Origin of the sequence: Streptomyces sp. NPDC058246 (genome assembly GCF_042881985.1) — a bacterium.
Lineage (GTDB): Bacteria > Actinomycetota > Actinomycetes > Streptomycetales > Streptomycetaceae > Streptomyces.
Map to the genome: position 1 here is coordinate 219453 of NZ_JBHVWZ010000006.1, position 15308 is coordinate 234760.

The 15308-nt window shown below is 69.1% G+C and carries 13 protein-coding genes; 4 read left to right on the top strand and 9 right to left on the bottom strand.

All coding sequences use genetic code 11. The features are described 5' to 3' along the window. Window positions 1-128: 128 nt before the first annotated feature. Window positions 129-656, top strand: coding sequence for a universal stress protein (locus tag ACFVXA_RS11800; protein ID WP_362017841.1), 528 nt, complete (start codon window positions 129-131; stop codon window positions 654-656). A gap of 203 nt (window positions 657-859) precedes the next feature. Then, window positions 860-1429, top strand: a complete 570-nt coding sequence (locus ACFVXA_RS11805) for a GPR1/FUN34/YaaH family transporter (RefSeq protein WP_390024782.1) — start codon at window positions 860-862, stop codon at window positions 1427-1429. 141 nt (window positions 1430-1570) lie between these two features. Here ACFVXA_RS11805 and glmS read toward each other — a convergent pair whose 3' ends face one another. Further along, the gene (glmS, locus tag ACFVXA_RS11810) at window positions 1571-3388 is read right to left on the bottom strand and encodes a glutamine--fructose-6-phosphate transaminase (isomerizing) (RefSeq protein WP_384017178.1); all 1818 of its coding nucleotides are present in this window, start codon (window positions 3386-3388) and stop codon (window positions 1571-1573) included. 13 nt (window positions 3389-3401) lie between these two features. Then, the gene (locus ACFVXA_RS11815; protein WP_383902429.1) at window positions 3402-3659 is read right to left on the bottom strand and encodes a hypothetical protein; all 258 of its coding nucleotides are present in this window, start codon (window positions 3657-3659) and stop codon (window positions 3402-3404) included. Window positions 3660-3823: 164 nt separating this feature from the next. Between ACFVXA_RS11815 and ACFVXA_RS11820 the strand changes: the two genes are divergently transcribed. Then, on the top strand, window positions 3824-5389 hold the full coding sequence (locus ACFVXA_RS11820) for a purple acid phosphatase family protein (protein WP_383902668.1): 1566 nt from the start codon (window positions 3824-3826) through the stop codon (window positions 5387-5389). Window positions 5390-5446: 57 nt separating this feature from the next. Here ACFVXA_RS11820 and ACFVXA_RS11825 read toward each other — a convergent pair whose 3' ends face one another. Then, window positions 5447-6328, bottom strand: coding sequence for a DUF4429 domain-containing protein (locus ACFVXA_RS11825; protein WP_390024784.1), 882 nt, complete (start codon window positions 6326-6328; stop codon window positions 5447-5449). Window positions 6329-6425: 97 nt separating this feature from the next. Here ACFVXA_RS11825 and ACFVXA_RS11830 point away from each other — a divergent pair, with 97 nt between their 5' ends. Further along, complete coding sequence (locus ACFVXA_RS11830) at window positions 6426-8006, top strand: beta-N-acetylhexosaminidase (RefSeq protein ID WP_390024786.1); 1581 nt, start codon at window positions 6426-6428, stop codon at window positions 8004-8006. Between the two features lie 84 nt (window positions 8007-8090). On the opposite strand, the gene ACFVXA_RS11835 is transcribed toward ACFVXA_RS11830, so the two are convergent. The 6 genes from ACFVXA_RS11835 to ACFVXA_RS11860 form a co-directional block, all read right to left on the bottom strand. Further along, complete coding sequence (locus ACFVXA_RS11835) at window positions 8091-9863, bottom strand: IucA/IucC family protein (RefSeq protein WP_390024788.1); 1773 nt, start codon at window positions 9861-9863, stop codon at window positions 8091-8093. After that, a complete protein-coding gene (locus ACFVXA_RS11840) occupies window positions 9860-10456 on the bottom strand; it encodes a GNAT family N-acetyltransferase (RefSeq protein WP_384017164.1) in 597 nt (198 codons plus the stop codon). Before ACFVXA_RS11840 ends, ACFVXA_RS11835 begins: the two co-directional genes overlap by 4 nt. Next, window positions 10453-11733: a lysine N(6)-hydroxylase/L-ornithine N(5)-oxygenase family protein gene (locus ACFVXA_RS11845; protein ID WP_390024790.1), complete on the bottom strand. Its 1281-nt coding sequence runs from the start codon at window positions 11731-11733 to the stop codon at window positions 10453-10455. The genes ACFVXA_RS11840 and ACFVXA_RS11845 overlap by 4 nt, the downstream gene beginning before the upstream one ends. Beyond that, a complete protein-coding gene (desA, locus tag ACFVXA_RS11850) occupies window positions 11717-13159 on the bottom strand; it encodes a lysine decarboxylase DesA (RefSeq protein ID WP_383734988.1) in 1443 nt (480 codons plus the stop codon). The genes ACFVXA_RS11845 and desA overlap by 17 nt, the downstream gene beginning before the upstream one ends. A 197-nt stretch (window positions 13160-13356) precedes the next feature. Then, window positions 13357-14205 carry a siderophore-interacting protein gene (locus ACFVXA_RS11855; protein WP_384017156.1) on the bottom strand — a complete coding sequence of 283 codons (849 nt, stop codon included), beginning with the start codon at window positions 14203-14205 and terminating at the stop codon, window positions 13357-13359. A 31-nt stretch (window positions 14206-14236) separates the two neighbouring features. Next, window positions 14237-15286 (bottom strand): ABC transporter substrate-binding protein, encoded by a 1050-nt coding sequence (locus ACFVXA_RS11860; RefSeq protein ID WP_390024792.1) that lies wholly within the window; start codon window positions 15284-15286, stop codon window positions 14237-14239. Window positions 15287-15308: the final 22 nt, after the last annotated feature.

A 15308-nucleotide genomic window follows, 5' to 3' on the forward strand; every position in this document is an offset into this window, starting at 1 on the left:
CGCGGGATCTGGGCAGAGGAGGCGTGCCGCCGTACCCTTGGGGGTATGGGGTCGGGAAGATGATTCCCGGACACAGCTCTGCAGATCGTTGTCGTCCCCACCACGAGGATCCAAACGCCGAGACACCCATGGCCGGTCACGAATTCTTCGATCCCGCGAACCGCAAGCGCCCGCTCGCCGATCCCACGGCGGCCGAGCCCCTGGCGGCGGAAGCACCCCGCCAGTCCTGCGATCCCGCCTTCAAGCACGGCGTCGTCGTCGGATTCGACGGCTCGACGTCCAGCGAGCGCGCCCTCGCCTACGCGATCGGCATGGCCCACCGCTCCGGCTCGGGTCTGATCATCGTCCATGTCGCCAACCGGCTGCCCACCACGGTGTGGGCGGGCTGTGAGCCACCGGTCTTCGTCGACGTGCCGGACCACCGCACCGAGGTGCTCGGACTGGAGCTGGCCTGCGCCGAGTACCTGGCCGAGGTGCCCTGGATCCTCGTCGAGCGCGGCGGGGACATCTGCCACGAACTCGAAGAGGTGGGGCGGGAGTACGAGGCGGACGCGATCGTCGTCGGCTCCACGCACGGCATCGTCGGGCGCATCTTCGGCTCGGTGGCCGGACGGCTCGCCAAGCGCGCGCAGCGCCCGGTGGTCGTCATCCCGTAAATCCTGTCGTTGCCGACTTGCAACTCGAAGTTGTCCCAGGTGAGATGAGTCCTCGGCGTCGTCAACTCCCTTCCTGCGCCCGGTAAATCTACTCGCGCGTAGAGGTGTTTGTGCCCTTGTGAAGGGCATATATCGGTCGCCGGACCAACCGCACGGCCGGTATCACGCAGCACAACCGCACCCATGCATGAAGGGAGCCCGCCGTGGACAACGACGTCTCCGCGGGAAGCACCACATCGACCCTCGGCCAACTCGCGCTCGGACTCACCCTGCTGGCATTCGGCCTCGGTCACACCGAAGTGATCGACGGCGTCACAGCGGCCGACTCCGTCTCCCTCGCCACCTATGTCGGTGGCATCGCGCTCTTCGTCGCCGGTCTGTTCGCCTTCCGCGACCGTGACGCCCTCACCGGTACGGCCTTCTCCGCGCTCGGCGCGCTCTGGTTCACCTGGGGCGTCACCTCCGGCGCGCAGGTCTCCGCCAACGCGGCCGGTCTCTTCCTGCTCCTGTTCGCGCTCGTCGCGCTCAGCTTGACCGCCGGGTCGAGCGGCGCCTCGACGCTGGCCCGGGGCACGTACGCGCTCCTGTTCGTGTCCCTGCTCCTGCTGGCCATCGGGCAGTTCGGCGACAGCACCGGTCTCGCCAAGGTGGGCGGCTGGTTCGCGGTCGCCGGGGGCGCGGTGGCCTGGTACTCGGCGACTGCGGCCCTGGCCAAGTGGCCCACCGCTCTCCCCGGGCGCGCCGCCGGCCGGGGGGTGACGGCCACCGGCTGAAGCGGGCGCGGGCCGGGGTAATGGGCGGCCCTGGCCCTTGAAAGAACGACCCCCTGTGTGGCGGTGGCACACACAGGGGGTCGTTCATTGTCCGGCGGACCGGCGGACCGGCGGACCGGCCGACCAGCCGACGCGAGTGACCTACTCCACCGTCACCGACTTGGCGAGGTTCCGCGGCTTGTCGATGTCGCGGCCCAGGGCCAACGCAGTGTGGTAAGCGAGGAGTTGGAGCGGGATGCCCATGAGGATCGGGTCCAGTTCGTCCTCGTTCTTCGGGACGACGATCGTCTGGTCGGCCTTCTCCTGCTCCTGGTGCGCCACCGCGAGGATCTTGCCGCTGCGGGCCTTGATCTCCTCCAGGGCGGCGCGGTTCTTCTCCAGCAGGTCGTCGTCGGGGACGATCGCGACCGTGGGGAGCGCGGGCTCGATGAGCGCGAGCGGGCCGTGCTTGAGCTCGGAGGCGGGGTAGGCCTCGGCGTGGATGTACGAGACCTCCTTGAGCTTCAGGGAGGCCTCACGGGCCACCGGGTAGCCCCGGACGCGGCCGATGAAGAGCATCGAGCGGGCCTCGGCGTACTGCTCGGCCAGCTTCTTGATCTCGTCCTCCTGATCGAGGATCTCGGAGATCTGGGCGGGCAGCTTGCGCAGACCCTCGATGATCCGCTTGCCGTCGCGGACCGACAGGTCACGGGTGCGGCCGAGGTGCAGCGCGAGCAGCGCGAAGGCGACCGTGGTGTTGGTGAAGCACTTGGTGGAGACGACGCAGACCTCGGGGCCGGCGTGCACGTACATGCCGCCGTCGGCCTCGCGGGCGATCGCGCTGCCCACCACGTTCACCACGCCGAGGACCCGCGCGCCCTTGCGCTTCAGCTCCTGCACGGCGGCGAGGACGTCGTACGTCTCACCGGACTGGGAGACGGCGACGTACAGCGTGTCGGGGTCGACGACCGCGTTGCGGTAGCGGAACTCGGAGGCGGGCTCGGCGTCGGCCGGGATGCGGGCCAGCTCCTCGATCATCTGGGCGCCGATCATGCCCGCGTGGTACGAGGTGCCGCAGCCGAGGATCTTCACGCGGCGGATCTGGCGCGCCTCGCGGGCGTCCAGGTTCAGGCCACCGAGGTGCACGGTGGAGAAACGGTCGTCGATGCGGCCGCGCAGCACGCGGTCCACGGCGTCGGCCTGCTCGTGGATCTCCTTGTGCATGTACGTGTCGTGGCCGCCCATGTCGTACGAGGCCGCCTCCCACTCCACGGTGGTCGGCTCGGCCGTCGTACGGGTGCCCTCGGTGGTGTACGTCCGGAAGTCGTCGGCCTTGAGGGTGGCCATCTCGCCGTCGTCGAGGGTCACTATCTGCCGGGTGTGGGTGACCAGGGCGGCGATGTCCGAGGCGACGAACATCTCCTTCTCGCCGATCCCGAGGACGACCGGGGAGCCGTTGCGGGCCACCACGATGCGGTCGGGGAAGTCGGCGTGCAGGACCGCGATGCCGTACGTGCCCTCGATCACGCGCAGCGCGTCGCGGACCTTGTCCTCGAGCTTCTCCTGCTGCGAGCGGGCGATGAGGTGGGTGAGGACCTCGGTGTCGGTCTCGGAGAGGAACTCGACACCGTCGGCCTCGAGCTTCTTCCGCAGGTCGGAGGCATTGTCGATGATGCCGTTGTGGACGACCGCGACCTTGCTGTCGGCCGACATGTGCGGGTGGGCGTTCACGTCGGAGGGGGCGCCGTGGGTGGCCCAGCGGGTGTGGGCGATGCCGGTGGTGCCCTTGAAGCGTGCGGGGACCTTGGCCTCCAGGTCACGGACCCGGCCCTTGGCCTTGACCATCTTCAGGCCGGCCGACTTGGGGGTCGTGACGACGATGCCCGCCGAGTCGTAGCCGCGGTACTCCAGGCGCTGGAGGCCTTCGAGCAGCAGCGGCGCCACATCACGCCTGCCGATGTATCCGACGATTCCGCACATATATACGTATTCCTCAGCCGTAGACTATGCGGCGCAGCTGCCTGAGGGTGAGCTCGGGCGGTGCGACCGCGCGGTACTTCAGGTCCGCCTCGATCCGTTCGAAGATCGCCGCGTTGACCAGGCCCTGGGCCTGGAGCTCGCGGTGGCGGCGACGGACGTACTCCTCGGTCGTCTCGTCGAAGTAGGCGAGCACGTCCTGGATCACCCGGAGTGCCTCGCCCCGGTTCAGGGGCGTGGAGCGCGTCAGATGATCAACAAGTTCGTCGTGCACCCGTTGATCCTGGAGTACCGGAAGTCGATTCGCAAGAATCCTGCCCGATATCGGGCAAGTGGCTGTTGAAACTCTTATGGGGGGCTGTTTGCAAGCTGTCCATCCTGCGTCTTGCGCCGCGTCGATTGCCGGGAGCAACTTCTGTGGCCATGGACACTCCACGCATGGGCGTACCGGAGAAGCTCGCCGAGCGCATGAGCATGGCCGAGCAGCACGAGTATCTTCGCGCCAAGTTCTCCCGGCGCAACATGATCAGAGGCGGCGCCGTGACCCTCGGCGCCGTCGCGGGCGGCGCCTTCGTACCGGGCGCCGTCGCGCAGGCCGCGATACCGACGCAGGCCACCGCGCCCTCGGCCGAGACGGTCGACGGCGCCCTCGTCGCCCCCTTCGGCCGCCACCTCGCCTACGGCAACGACCCGCGCACGGAGATCACGGTCTCCTGGCAGGTCCCGACCGCCGTGAAGAAGCCGTACATACGCATCGGCGCCCACCCCTGGGACCTCTCCCGCAAGATCGAGGCCGAGGTCCGCACCCTCTACACCCCGGCCGGCGTCGGCGCGAGCGGCGACCACACGCAGTACTACCTGCACGCCCAGCTCACCCACCTGCGCCCCGGCAAGACGTACTACTACGGCGTCGGCCACGCGGGCTTCGACCCGGCCGCGCCCCACCTGCTGGGCACCCTCGGCACCTTCACCACCGCGCCCGCCACCGCCAAGCCGTTCACCTTCACGGCCTTCGGCGACGAGGGCGTCGGCTACCACGGCCTCGCCAACGACGCCCTGCTGCTCGGCCAGAACCCCGCCTTCCACCTGCACGCCGGCGACATCGCGTACGCGGACCCGTCCGGCGGGGGCAAGAAGGAGGACACCGGCTTCGACTCGCGCATCTGGGACCAGTTCCTCGCCCAGACCGAGACGGTCGCCAAGTCCGTCCCGTGGATGCCGGCGTACGGCAACCACGACATGGAGGCCTGGTACTCGCCCAACGGCTACGGCGGCGAGGAAGCCCGCTGGAACCTTCCCGACAACGGCCCGGACGCCAAGAACCTGCCCGGCGTCTACTCCTTCGTCTACGGCAACACGGCGGTCATCTCGCTGGACGCCAACGACGTGTCCTTCGAGATCCCGGCCAACCTCGGCATCTCCGGCGGCACCCAGACCAAGTGGCTGGAGGCGCAGCTCAAGAAGTACCGGGCCGCCAAGGACGTCGACTTCATCGTGATCTTCTTCCACCACTGCGCGTACTGCACCTCCACCGCGCACGCCTCGGAGGGGGGCGTGCGCCAGGAGTGGGTGCCGCTGTTCGAGAAGTACACGGTGGACCTGGTCATCAACGGCCACAACCACCAGTACGAGCGCACGGACGTCATCAAGGGCAACGCGGTCACCAAGAAGCTGCCGATCGGCGGCACGGCGTACCCGGAGACCGACGGTGTCGTGTACGTGACGGCGGGCGCGGCCGGCCGCAGCCTGTACGCGTTCTCCGCCCCGGACTCCTACGAGGGCCACGAGAACGAGGTCGACTCCGTCGCCTCCTTCATCAACCAGAAGGACGGCAGGCAGAACGAGACGGTCGCCTGGTCGCGCGTCCGGTACCTCAACTACTCGTTCCTGCGCGTGGACGTCACTCCCGCGCCGAAGGGCCGCCTTGCCACGCTGAAGGTGCGCGGCATCGCCGAGACCGGTGCTGAGGTCGACCACTTCACGGTGGCGCGCCGGGCCAAGTAGGGCCCCGCGTACGCCCGGAAGGCGGGGCGTACGGGTCGGCAGGCGGTCCTCGGGAGGTCACATCCTCCGGAGGACCGCCTGCTTGGCCAGCGTGAACTCCTCGTCCGTCAGGGCACCCGACGCGTGCAGCTCGCCGAGCTCGCGCAGCCGGCGCAGCAGGGCGTCGTGATCGGCCTCGGCGACCTGCCCGGGGACGGCCGCCGGCTCCTTCGGCGGTACGTCCGGCACGGCGGGCGGCGCGGTCGGGTGCGGCAGCCGTGCCTGCACCGCCGCCGCGACCAGCGCCATCAGCGGATCCTTCTTGAACCCCCACAGCTCCACGGAGTTGGGGTCGTACTTCGGCGGCGCCTTGGTCTCCGCGCCGCGCACGGTGAAACGCAGCCAGCCGTTCTCCAGACCGACCGCGGGATGCCACTCGACGGCGGTGATGTCGGTCAGGGCGAGCGAGCGGGCGCCCGCGGCGGCCTTCGCGTCCTCCGTCTTCCAGTTCCACTCCAGGCGTACCTGCTCGCCGTCGAAGGTCGCCGTGCCGTCACCGGCGGAGGCCGACAGCGGCACGGAGGGGCCGGGGAGCAGATAGCCGTCGACGGGGTCGGACGGCACCTCGTCCAGCAGCAGGGCGCGCCGGACCTCGTCCACGAAGTACTCGGCGACGCCGTACCGGTCGGACTCGACGGTCAGCAGGTACGGGTCGTTCGGCTCCACGAGCTTGCCGCCGGTCGCCTGGAGCAGCGGGTCCGCGCCGTCCCGCAGCCTGAGCCTGAGCCGCCCGGTCTTCTTGCCCTGCTCGACGGAGACGCCCGCCAACGCGCCGAGCGGGACAGCCAGTTCACCCAGGGTCCTGCGGAGCAGGCTGACGTTCTTGTCGCGTCCCGGTGTCAGCCGCAATGCGTCGCCGTCGAAGGTCCACGTGCCGTCCCGCTGGATGATTTCCGCCATGAGGGGGATTGTTTCACCGGGTCTGCGGGAGAGTGGTCTTTACCAATTCGCAGGGCAAGTCACAGGGCCTTCAAAGGGCATCCTGAAGGGAGCGCATGTGAGACTGCACCACAGAACGCCCCGCCTTCTGGGTACGCTGCTGCTCGTGGCGGCAGCCGGAATCTCTCTCGTCGGTGCGGCACCCCCCGCGACCGCCCGTCCCCTGGGGCAGGTGGTCCCGGCTCCCGCTTCCGTCCACGCGGCCGGATCCCCGTACCGCATCACCGGTGACACACGCATCCGCGTCGACGACTCGCCCGAGGCCCGCCGGGTCGGCGCGTATCTCGCGGACATCCTGCGGCCCTCCACGGGCTACCGGCTGCCGGTCACCGCGCACGGCGCAGGAGCCATCCAACTCCGGCTCGGCGCCAAGGGGCTGGGCGCGGAGGGATACCGTCTCGACAGTGGCCGCGACGGGGTCACCATCACGGCGGGCAAGCCCGCCGGCCTCTTCCACGGCGTCCAGACCCTCCGCCAGCTCCTGCCGGCCGCCGTCGAGAAGGACTCCGTACAGCCCGGCCCCTGGCTGGTCGCGGGCGGCACCATCGAGGACACCCCGCGCTACGGCTACCGCGGGGCGATGCTCGACGTCTCCCGGCACTTCTTCACCGTCACCCAGGTCAAGCGCTACATCGACGAGCTGGCCCTCTACAAGGTCAACAAGCTGCATCTGCACCTGAGCGACGACCAGGGCTGGCGCATCGCGATCGACTCCTGGCCGCGCCTCGCCGCATACGGCGGCTCGACGCAGGTCGGCGGCGGGCAAGGCGGCTCCTACACCAAGGCGGACTACAAGGAGATCGTCCGGTACGCCGCCTCGCGCTACCTGGAGGTCGTCCCCGAGATCGACATGCCGGGTCACACCAACGCCGCCCTCGCCTCGTACGCCCAGTTGAACTGTGACGGGGTCGCGCCGCCGCTCTACACCGGCACGGAGGTCGGCTTCAGCTCGCTGTGCGTGAACAAGCCGGTGACCTACGACTTCGTGGACGATGTGATCCGGGAGCTGGCCGCGATCACCCCGGGCCGGTACCTCCACGTGGGCGGGGACGAGGCGCACTCCACCAGCCACGCCGACTATGTGACCTTCATGGACAAGGTGCAGCCCATCGTCGCCAAGTACGGCAAGACGGTGATCGGCTGGCACCAGCTGACCGGGGCCACTCCGGCGAAGGGCGCCCTCGCGCAGTACTGGGGGCTCGACGACACCAGCGCCGAGGAGAAGGCGCAGGTCGCGAAGGCCGCGCGGAACGGGACCGGGCTGGTGCTGTCGCCGGCCGATCGGGTCTACCTCGACATGAAGTACACCGCCGACACCCCGCTCGGACAGGACTGGGCGGGGCTGGTCGAGGTGCGGCGGGCGTACGACTGGGATCCGGGCAACTACCTTCCAGGGGCGCCTGCTTCGGCGATCCGTGGCGTCGAGGCGCCGTTGTGGTCGGAGACGATCGTGACCGACGCGAACATCGACTACATGACCTTCCCGAGGCTGCCGGGCGTGGCCGAGCTGGGCTGGTCGCCGGAGTCGACGCACGACTGGGACACCTACAAGGCGCGCCTCGCGGCGCAGGGTCCGCGCTGGGACGCGCTGGGGATCGGCTACTACAGGTCGCCGCAGGTTCCCTGGCCGAGCGCCTAGATACGGAGGTACGGAGGTGGGGCTCAGGAGGACCGTCTCCTGAGCCCCACCCGGCTTCGAGGACCCGCGAAGGGGGGACTTGCTTCAGAGACCCGCGATCGGGTTCTTCAGGGTGCCGACCAGCTGCAGGGCGCCCGACGGATCCGCCAGGTCCACCATCTGCCGGTTGTCGCGCAGCTGGAGCCGGTTGAGGCAGGACAGCGCGAACTCCGGGGCGAACAGGTCGTACTGCCGGAATTTGTCGGCGAGTTCGGGCGTCGCGTCCTGGTACGTGCGGACGGACTCGGCGACCGTACGCCAGAAGTCGTCCTCGTCGAGGACGCCCTCGGCGGCGAGGTTCGCCGCGAGGAAGCGGAAGAAGCAGTCGAAGACGTCCGTGAAGAGGGACAACAGCTTTTTGTCCTCGGGGACGTCGGCCCTGATCCGCTCGACCGCGGGCGGCAGCACGGCGTCCGGGTCCATGACCGCGATCTCCTCGGCGATGTCCTTGTAGATCGCGCGCCGCACGGCGCCGTCCTCGAGGACGAGGATGACGTTCTCGCCGTGCGGCATGTACACGAGGTCGTAGGCGTAGAAGCTGTGCAGCAGTGGCGTGAAGTACGCCCGGAGGTAGCGGCGCAGCCACTCCACCGGCGGCAGCCCCGACCGCTCGATCAGCGCGCCCGCGAAGGACGCGCCCTCGTGGTCGACATGGAGGAGGGACGCCATGGTGGCGAGGGTCTCGCCCTCCTGGAGCGAGGGCACCGGGCTCTCGCGCCACAGGGCGGCGAGCATTTTGCGGTACGGGGAGTAGCGGTCGGTGGCGGCCTCGTACTCCAGGTGGCGGTAACCGACGGCGGCACGCTCGCGGATGATCGTGAGGCCGGTGGACTTCAACACCGGGTCGTTCTCGACCAGTTGGGCCAGCCAGTCGTTGATCGCCGGGGTGGCCTCCATGTAGGCGGCGGAAAGTCCGCGCATGAAGCCCATGTTGAGGACGGACAGCGCCGTTTTGACGTAGTGCTTCCCGGGGCTGGACCGGTTGAAGAAGGTACGGATCGACTGCTGGGCCAGGTACTCGTCGTCGCCCTCGCCGAGGCAGACGAGGTGGCGCTGGGCCACCTCGGCCGCGAAGGTCACGGAGAGCTTGTTCCACCACTGCCAGGGGTGGACGGGCATGAGCAGGTAGGCGTCGGGGTCGAGGCCCTGGCCGGTGAGTGTCCGGGCGAACCGCTCGACCGTCTCCGCGCCCAGCTCCTCGCGCACGAACGACTCGTACTCGATCCCCACACCCGCCGTGAAGGCCGCGCGCGAGCGGTGCGCGGCCAGCCACACCAGCCGGACCGGGCTCGCGGTCTCGGGGGCGTACGAGAGGTACTCGTGCACCCCGAACCCGAGCCGCCCGTTGTTGGCCACGAAGCAGGGGTGGCCCTCGGTCATCCCGGTCTCGATGGCCTGGAAGTCCGATCGCACCAGCTCACCGACCGGGACCTGCGGCTTGGTGAGCTTGAAGCAGGTGCCCGAGAGGGTGGAGGAGATCTCCTCCAGATAGACCGGCAGGACGTCGTCGCTCAGCCCGAGCGAGGACTTCAGCTCGATGAAGAAATCGAGCGCGGCGAGCGGGAGTTCGGTGCCGTCGCGGTGGCGGGTGACCGACTCGGCGTCGACCTGCCAGTGGTCGAGCGAGCGCAGCCGGGCCGTGAAGCGATAGCGGGTGAGACCGTCGTCGCTGCGGACCTCGTAGCGGCCGTCCGGGAGGCTCTGCGGGGTGATCAGCCGCTCGTGGGCGAACTCGGCGAGCGCCTTGCGGACGAGGAGACGGTTGGCGCGGGCCCAGCGCTCGGGGGAGAGGTGGGCCACGGCGTCGGCGAGGCTCATGCGGCCACCGCCTTCCGGAACTGCTCCCGGGTGCAGAAGCTGAGCAGCGCGCGCTTCTCCGGCTTCTGGATCTCCCGCTCGGGCACGAAGCCGACGGCCGCGTTGAGCGCGTGCACGGCCGTGTTGCGGACGTCGGGCTCGACGACGACCCGCGCGGTCGCCGGGTCGGCGAACAGGTACTCCATCACGGCGGTGATCACGGCCCGGGTGAAGCCGTGCACCGGAGTGTCCGTCGGTGCGACCAGGAAGTGCATACCGACGTCGCCGGGCTCGGGCTCGTACAGGCCGACGAGTTCGACGTGCGCGGGGTCGTAGCGCTCCATCAGGAACACGGGTTCACCGTCGCGCAGCCCGAGGAACGCGTCGTGGTACCGGCCGGCCGCGATGGCCATGTACTCCCGCTCCACATCGGGCAGCTTCGCCTCCTGCATCATCCAGAAGGCGGCCTTGGGATGCGTCACCCAGCCGTGCAGCAGCTCGGCGTCCTGGGTGGGGTCGAGCGGGCGGATGCCGAAGGCGCCCAGGTCGGTGGTGTTCACGCGGCTGGTGGTGTTCTTACGGCTCGTGGTGCTCAAACGGCTCGTGGTGCTCATACGGAGAACTCCTGGAACGCGATGGTCTTCTCGACCGGGTAGTACTCGGTGCCGAGCAGCTCACGGATGATGGACGCGTTGCGGTACGCGCCCATGCCCAGGTCCGGGGACGTGATGCTGTGCGTGTGGACGCCGGCGTTCTGGAGGAAGACGCCCCGGCCCGTGGTGTCGATCGCGTAGTTGCGGGCGATGTCGAAGTTGCCCTGCGTGTCGTAGCGCAGGCGGTCGCGGACGGGCTTGAGGAACTCGGGCTCGGTGTACCGGTAGCCGGTGGCGAGGATCAGGCCCTGGGAGCGCAGCTCGTAGTCCTTCTCCTGTTCCTCCTGGCGCAGGCCGAGCTCGTAGACGCCGTCGCGGTAAGCGGCGCTGCGCAGTGCCGAGTTGGTGAGCAGGCGGGTGGGGACCGGGCCGCCGAGGTTCTTCTGGTAGAGCAGGTCGAAGATCTCGTTGATCAGATCGCCGTCGATGCCCTTGAACAGGCCCTTCTGCTGCGCCGTGAGGCGGTAGCGGGTCTGCTCCGGCAGCGCGTGGTAGTAGTCGATGTACTCCGGGGAGGTCATCTCCAGCGTGAGCTTGGTGTATTCGAGGGGGAAGAAGCGCGGGGAGCGCGTCACCCAGTTCAGCCGGTAGCCGCGGACGTCGATCTCGCTGAGCAGGTCGTAGTAGATCTCGGCGGCGGACTGGCCGCTGCCGACGAGCGTGATCGACTCCTTGCGCTGCAACTCCTCCTTGTGCTGCATATAGCGGGAGTTGTGGATGAAGTCGCCGCCCAGGCCCGCGCAGGCCTCGGGGATGTGGGGCGGGGTGCCCGTGCCGAGGACCAGATGGCGGCCGCGGAACGTTTCTCCGGCTTCCGTCCGTACGACGTACACCTCGGCGCCTTCGTCGTACGTCACGTCGGTGACCGTCGTGTCGAAGCGGACGTTGCCGAGCCGGTTGGCCGCCCAGCGGCAGTAGTCGTCGTACTCGACGCGCAGCGGGTAGAAGTTCTCGCGGATGTAGAACGCGTACAGGCGGCCCGAGTCCTTCAGGTAGTTGAGGAAGGAGTACGGGGAGGTCGGGTCCGCGAGGGTGACCAGGTCCGACAGGAACGGGGTCTGGAGGTGGGCGCCCTCCAGGAACATCCCGGAGTGCCACTCGAAGTCCGGCTTGGACTCCAGGAAGACGCCGTTCAGTTCGGCGATCGGCTCGGTGAGGCAGGCGAGGCCGAGGTTGAAGGGCCCGAGCCCGATCCCCACGAAGTCATGGACACGGGTGGGTTCAGCAAGCGCGGTCAAGGGACTCTCCCAGGTACTGCTCGGCATGGCCGGCGATCAGATCGAGTACGGCGGCGATGTCGTCCGGCGTGGTCTCGGGGTTGAGCAGGGTGAACTTCAGGTAGTGACGGCCGCCGACCTTGGTGCCCGCCACGACGGCGTCACCGGAGGCGAACAGGGCCTTGCGGGCGTACAGGTTGGCCCGGTCGATCTCGGCCGGGTCGGTGACGGCGGCCGGGATGTAGCGGAAGACGAGGGTGGACAGGGACGGCCGGACGACGATGTCGAAGCGCGGGTCGGCGGCGAGGAGCTGCCAGCCCCGCTCCGCCAGGTCGCAGACCTCGTCGAAGAGTTCGCCGATACCGTCGGCGCCCATCACGCGCAGCGTCATCCACAGCTTGAGCGCGTCGAAGCGGCGGGTGGTCTGGAGGGACTTGTCGACCTGGTTGGGGATGCGCTCCTGGACCATGCGGCGGGGGTTCAGGTACTCGGCGTGGTAGGTCGCGTGGCGCAGCGTGGAGGCGTCCCGGACCAGGACGGCCGACGAACTCACCGGCTGGAAGAAGGACTTGTGGTAGTCGACGGTCACCGAGTCGGCCCGTTCGATGCCGTCGAGGCGCGCCCGGTTCTTCAGGGAGGCGAGCAGCCCGCAGCCGTAGGCCGCGTCGACGTGCATCCAGGCGCCGAACTGGGCGCACAGCTCGGCGATTTCGGGCAGCGGGTCGATGGAGCCGAAGTCGGTGGTGCCGGCCGTGGCGACCACGGCCATGGGGACGAGGCCGTCGCGCCGGCAGCGCTCCAGCTCGTGGGCGAGGGCGACCGTCTGCATGCGCTTGTCGTGGTCGACGGGGATCGAGATGACGGAGTCCGCGTGCAGACCGAGGAGTTTGGCCGACTTCTTGACGCTGAAGTGACTGACCTCGGAGGCGAAGATCCGCAGTCGGGCCGACGAGTCCGACTTGGCCTCCTCGCGGGCGAGCAGCAGCGCCTGGAGGTTGGACTGGGTGCCGCCGGAGGTGAACACGCCGTCGGCGGCCGGGCCGAGGCCGATGCGCTCGGTGGTCCAGTCGATCAGCTTGCGCTCGATGAGGGTGCCGCCGGCCGACTGGTCCCAGGTGTCCAGCGAGGAGTTGACGGCGGACAGGACCGCTTCGCCGAGCACCGCCGGGATGACGACCGGGCAGTTGAGGTGGGCGAGGTAGCGGGGGTGGTGGAAGTAGATCGCGTCGCGGAGGTAGACCTCCTCCAGCTCGTCGAGGACGGCCGTCGTGTCGTGCAGCGGGCGGTCCAGGTCGATCTGCTCGATGCGGGGAGCGAGGGCGTCCACCGTGACACCCGTGAACGGACGGTCTGTGGTGGCGAGTTTGGCCGCCACCCGCTCGACTCCTTCGGTCACGGAGCGGCGGTACCGCTCCGCGGTCGTGTCATTGAGCAGGTGCGAGCGCATGTGGGGGTCCTCCGTGCGGGAGAGAGTCCGAGCGGGACGGGAGCAGGGGCGGGACGGAGAGGGGCGGGGTCCCGACGTTCAACTTAGGTTAGCCTAACCTAAGTCGATCGTGCGACCCCGTCCCACCTGTGTCTTCCGTGACGTACGCCTCTGTTCTCAGGGGTGGTTGAGCGGTGATCGAGCGGTCCTTGAGCGCCCTACTCGCCCTGCTCGCGCAGTTGCTCCTCGCTCAGCCCGCGCCGCCAGTAGCCCACGAAGGTCACCCTCCTGCGGTCGATCCCGCGCTCGCGCACCAGATGGCGGCGCAACTCCTTCACCGGGCCGGACTCGCCCGCGATCCAGGCGTACGGCGCCTCGGCGGACGGGAGTCGGGCGGCTCGTACGGCATCGACGGCCATGGGGGAGCCGTCGTCGCCCTGTACGAGCCAGGTGATCTCGGCGTCGGCCTCGGTCACCACGTCCTGGATGTCACTGGCGTGCGGGACCTCCAGCCAGGCGCGGACGCGCAGGCCGGCCGGCAGGGATTCGAGGATGGCCGAGGCGGCGGGTACGGCGGTCCCGTCGCCCCAGATGAGCACCAGGTCGGTGTCCTCGGGCGGACGGAAGCGGATCGCCCGGTTGTCCTCGACCGCCGGGCCGAGCAGGACGACACGGTCACCCGCGGCGGCCCTGGACGCCCACAGGGACGCGGGTCCGGCAGGAGTCGCCGCCCCCGGCCGCACGCCGTGCAGCACGAAGTCGATGTCGATCTCGTCGGGGTTCCGGCGCAGGGCGCGCAAGGTGTACGAGCGCATCACCGCCCGTACGTCGTCGGGCAGTTCGCGCCAGCCCTGCCACCAGCCGTCGCCCAGCTCGATGGGGACGGCGGGCTCGGACTGGCCCGGCTGCGGCAGGAAGAGGGAGAGCGACTGGTCGCGTCCGTGGGAGTGGAACGCGTGCAGATCGGGGCCGGTGAAGGTCACCCGGAGCAGGGACGGGCCGAGCCGCCTCGTCCGTGCGACCTGGAGGGAGAAGAAACGGAACGGAGCGGCTACGGCCGTCGTCATGAGTGCTCCTGAGTGTCAGGAAGGGATGGGGTCAGGCGACCTTCTTCGCGTTCTCGATGGCCTCGGCGAGGTGGTCGAGGATCGGGGCGCACTTGTCGTACGACAGGATCGGCTCGGGCGTACGGGCGATGACCTGGCCGGCCTTGACGGCGGGCAGCTTCTTCCAGGTGGCCTCGGTGATGTCGGCCGGCTGGATGGTCGAGGTGCGGTCGTCCATGATGATGAGGTCCGCCGGGTACTTGTCGACGTTCTCCCAGCTCAGGTTCTCGAACCAACCTCCGCTGGCCTTCAGCGCCTTGGCGGAGGGCTCGACGAGGTTCACGCCGAGCGCCTTGAAGTACTCCAGGTCGATGGAGAGGTTCGAGCCGGAGACGTAGAAGATGTCCTGGCTCGCGGAACCGGCGAGCACCTTGATCTCCGGGCGGGCCTTGGCGGCCTTGCGCAGCCGCTCGGCGGCCGTCTCGAACTTCTTCTTCGCCGCGGTGATCTTCGCGGACCTCACATCGGCGCCGAGCGACTCGGCGAGTGCCAGCATGCGCTCCAGCGGCTTGGGCATCTGCACGTCGTAGACGGAGACGCCGACGCTCGGGGCCAGCTTGAGGATCTTGTCCTTGGACTCCTCGGGGACGTACCAGAGGGTGCCCGCGGCGTCGAACATCGTCGAGATCAGGACGTCGGGGGCGAGAGCCGCGTACTTCTCGATGTTGAACTGGCCCCACTCGTTGCCGAGGATCGTCACCTTGCTGATGTCCATGTCGCCGGCCTGGACATCGGCCTTGCCGTCCTTGGTCTTCGTCGGGCCGAAGACGCCCTTGACCTCGATGCCGTAGTCGTGCAACGCGGCGGCGACACCGGTGAAGGCGACGATGTCCGCCGGGACCTTGTCCGTCTTCACCGTCGTGCCGCGGTCGTCCTTGAACGTCCACGGGCCCGACTTCTCGGCGGCCTTGGTCGAGCTCGAGCCACCGCTTTTCGAGTCGTTGTCGTCGCCGCAGGCGGCGAGCACGGCACCGAGGCCGAGGGCGCCGCCCGCGGCGAGGATGCCGCGACGGGTGAGGTGGGTGGCACGGGCGTTGGGCATGAGTGTGACTGCTTTCGGCACG

What these genes read in the sequence shown, in the direction of transcription:
- ACFVXA_RS11820 (WP_383902668.1), top strand. Translation starts at nt 3,824, where the DNA reads ATGGGCGTACCGGAGAAGCTCGCCGAGCGCATGAGCATGGCCGAGCAG.
- ACFVXA_RS11835 (WP_390024788.1), bottom strand. Translation starts at nt 9,863, where the DNA reads ATGAGCCTCGCCGACGCCGTGGCCCACCTCTCCCCCGAGCGCTGGGCC.
- desA (WP_383734988.1), bottom strand. Translation starts at nt 13,159, where the DNA reads ATGCGCTCGCACCTGCTCAATGACACGACCGCGGAGCGGTACCGCCGC.
- ACFVXA_RS11855 (WP_384017156.1), bottom strand. Translation starts at nt 14,205, where the DNA reads ATGACGACGGCCGTAGCCGCTCCGTTCCGTTTCTTCTCCCTCCAGGTC.
- ACFVXA_RS11860 (WP_390024792.1), bottom strand. Translation starts at nt 15,286, where the DNA reads ATGCCCAACGCCCGTGCCACCCACCTCACCCGTCGCGGCATCCTCGCC.
- glmS (WP_384017178.1), bottom strand. Translation starts at nt 3,388, where the DNA reads ATGTGCGGAATCGTCGGATACATCGGCAGGCGTGATGTGGCGCCGCTG.
- ACFVXA_RS11840 (WP_384017164.1), bottom strand. Translation starts at nt 10,456, where the DNA reads ATGAGCACCACGAGCCGTTTGAGCACCACGAGCCGTAAGAACACCACC.
- ACFVXA_RS11825 (WP_390024784.1), bottom strand. Translation starts at nt 6,328, where the DNA reads ATGGCGGAAATCATCCAGCGGGACGGCACGTGGACCTTCGACGGCGAC.
- ACFVXA_RS11800 (WP_362017841.1), top strand. Translation starts at nt 129, where the DNA reads ATGGCCGGTCACGAATTCTTCGATCCCGCGAACCGCAAGCGCCCGCTC.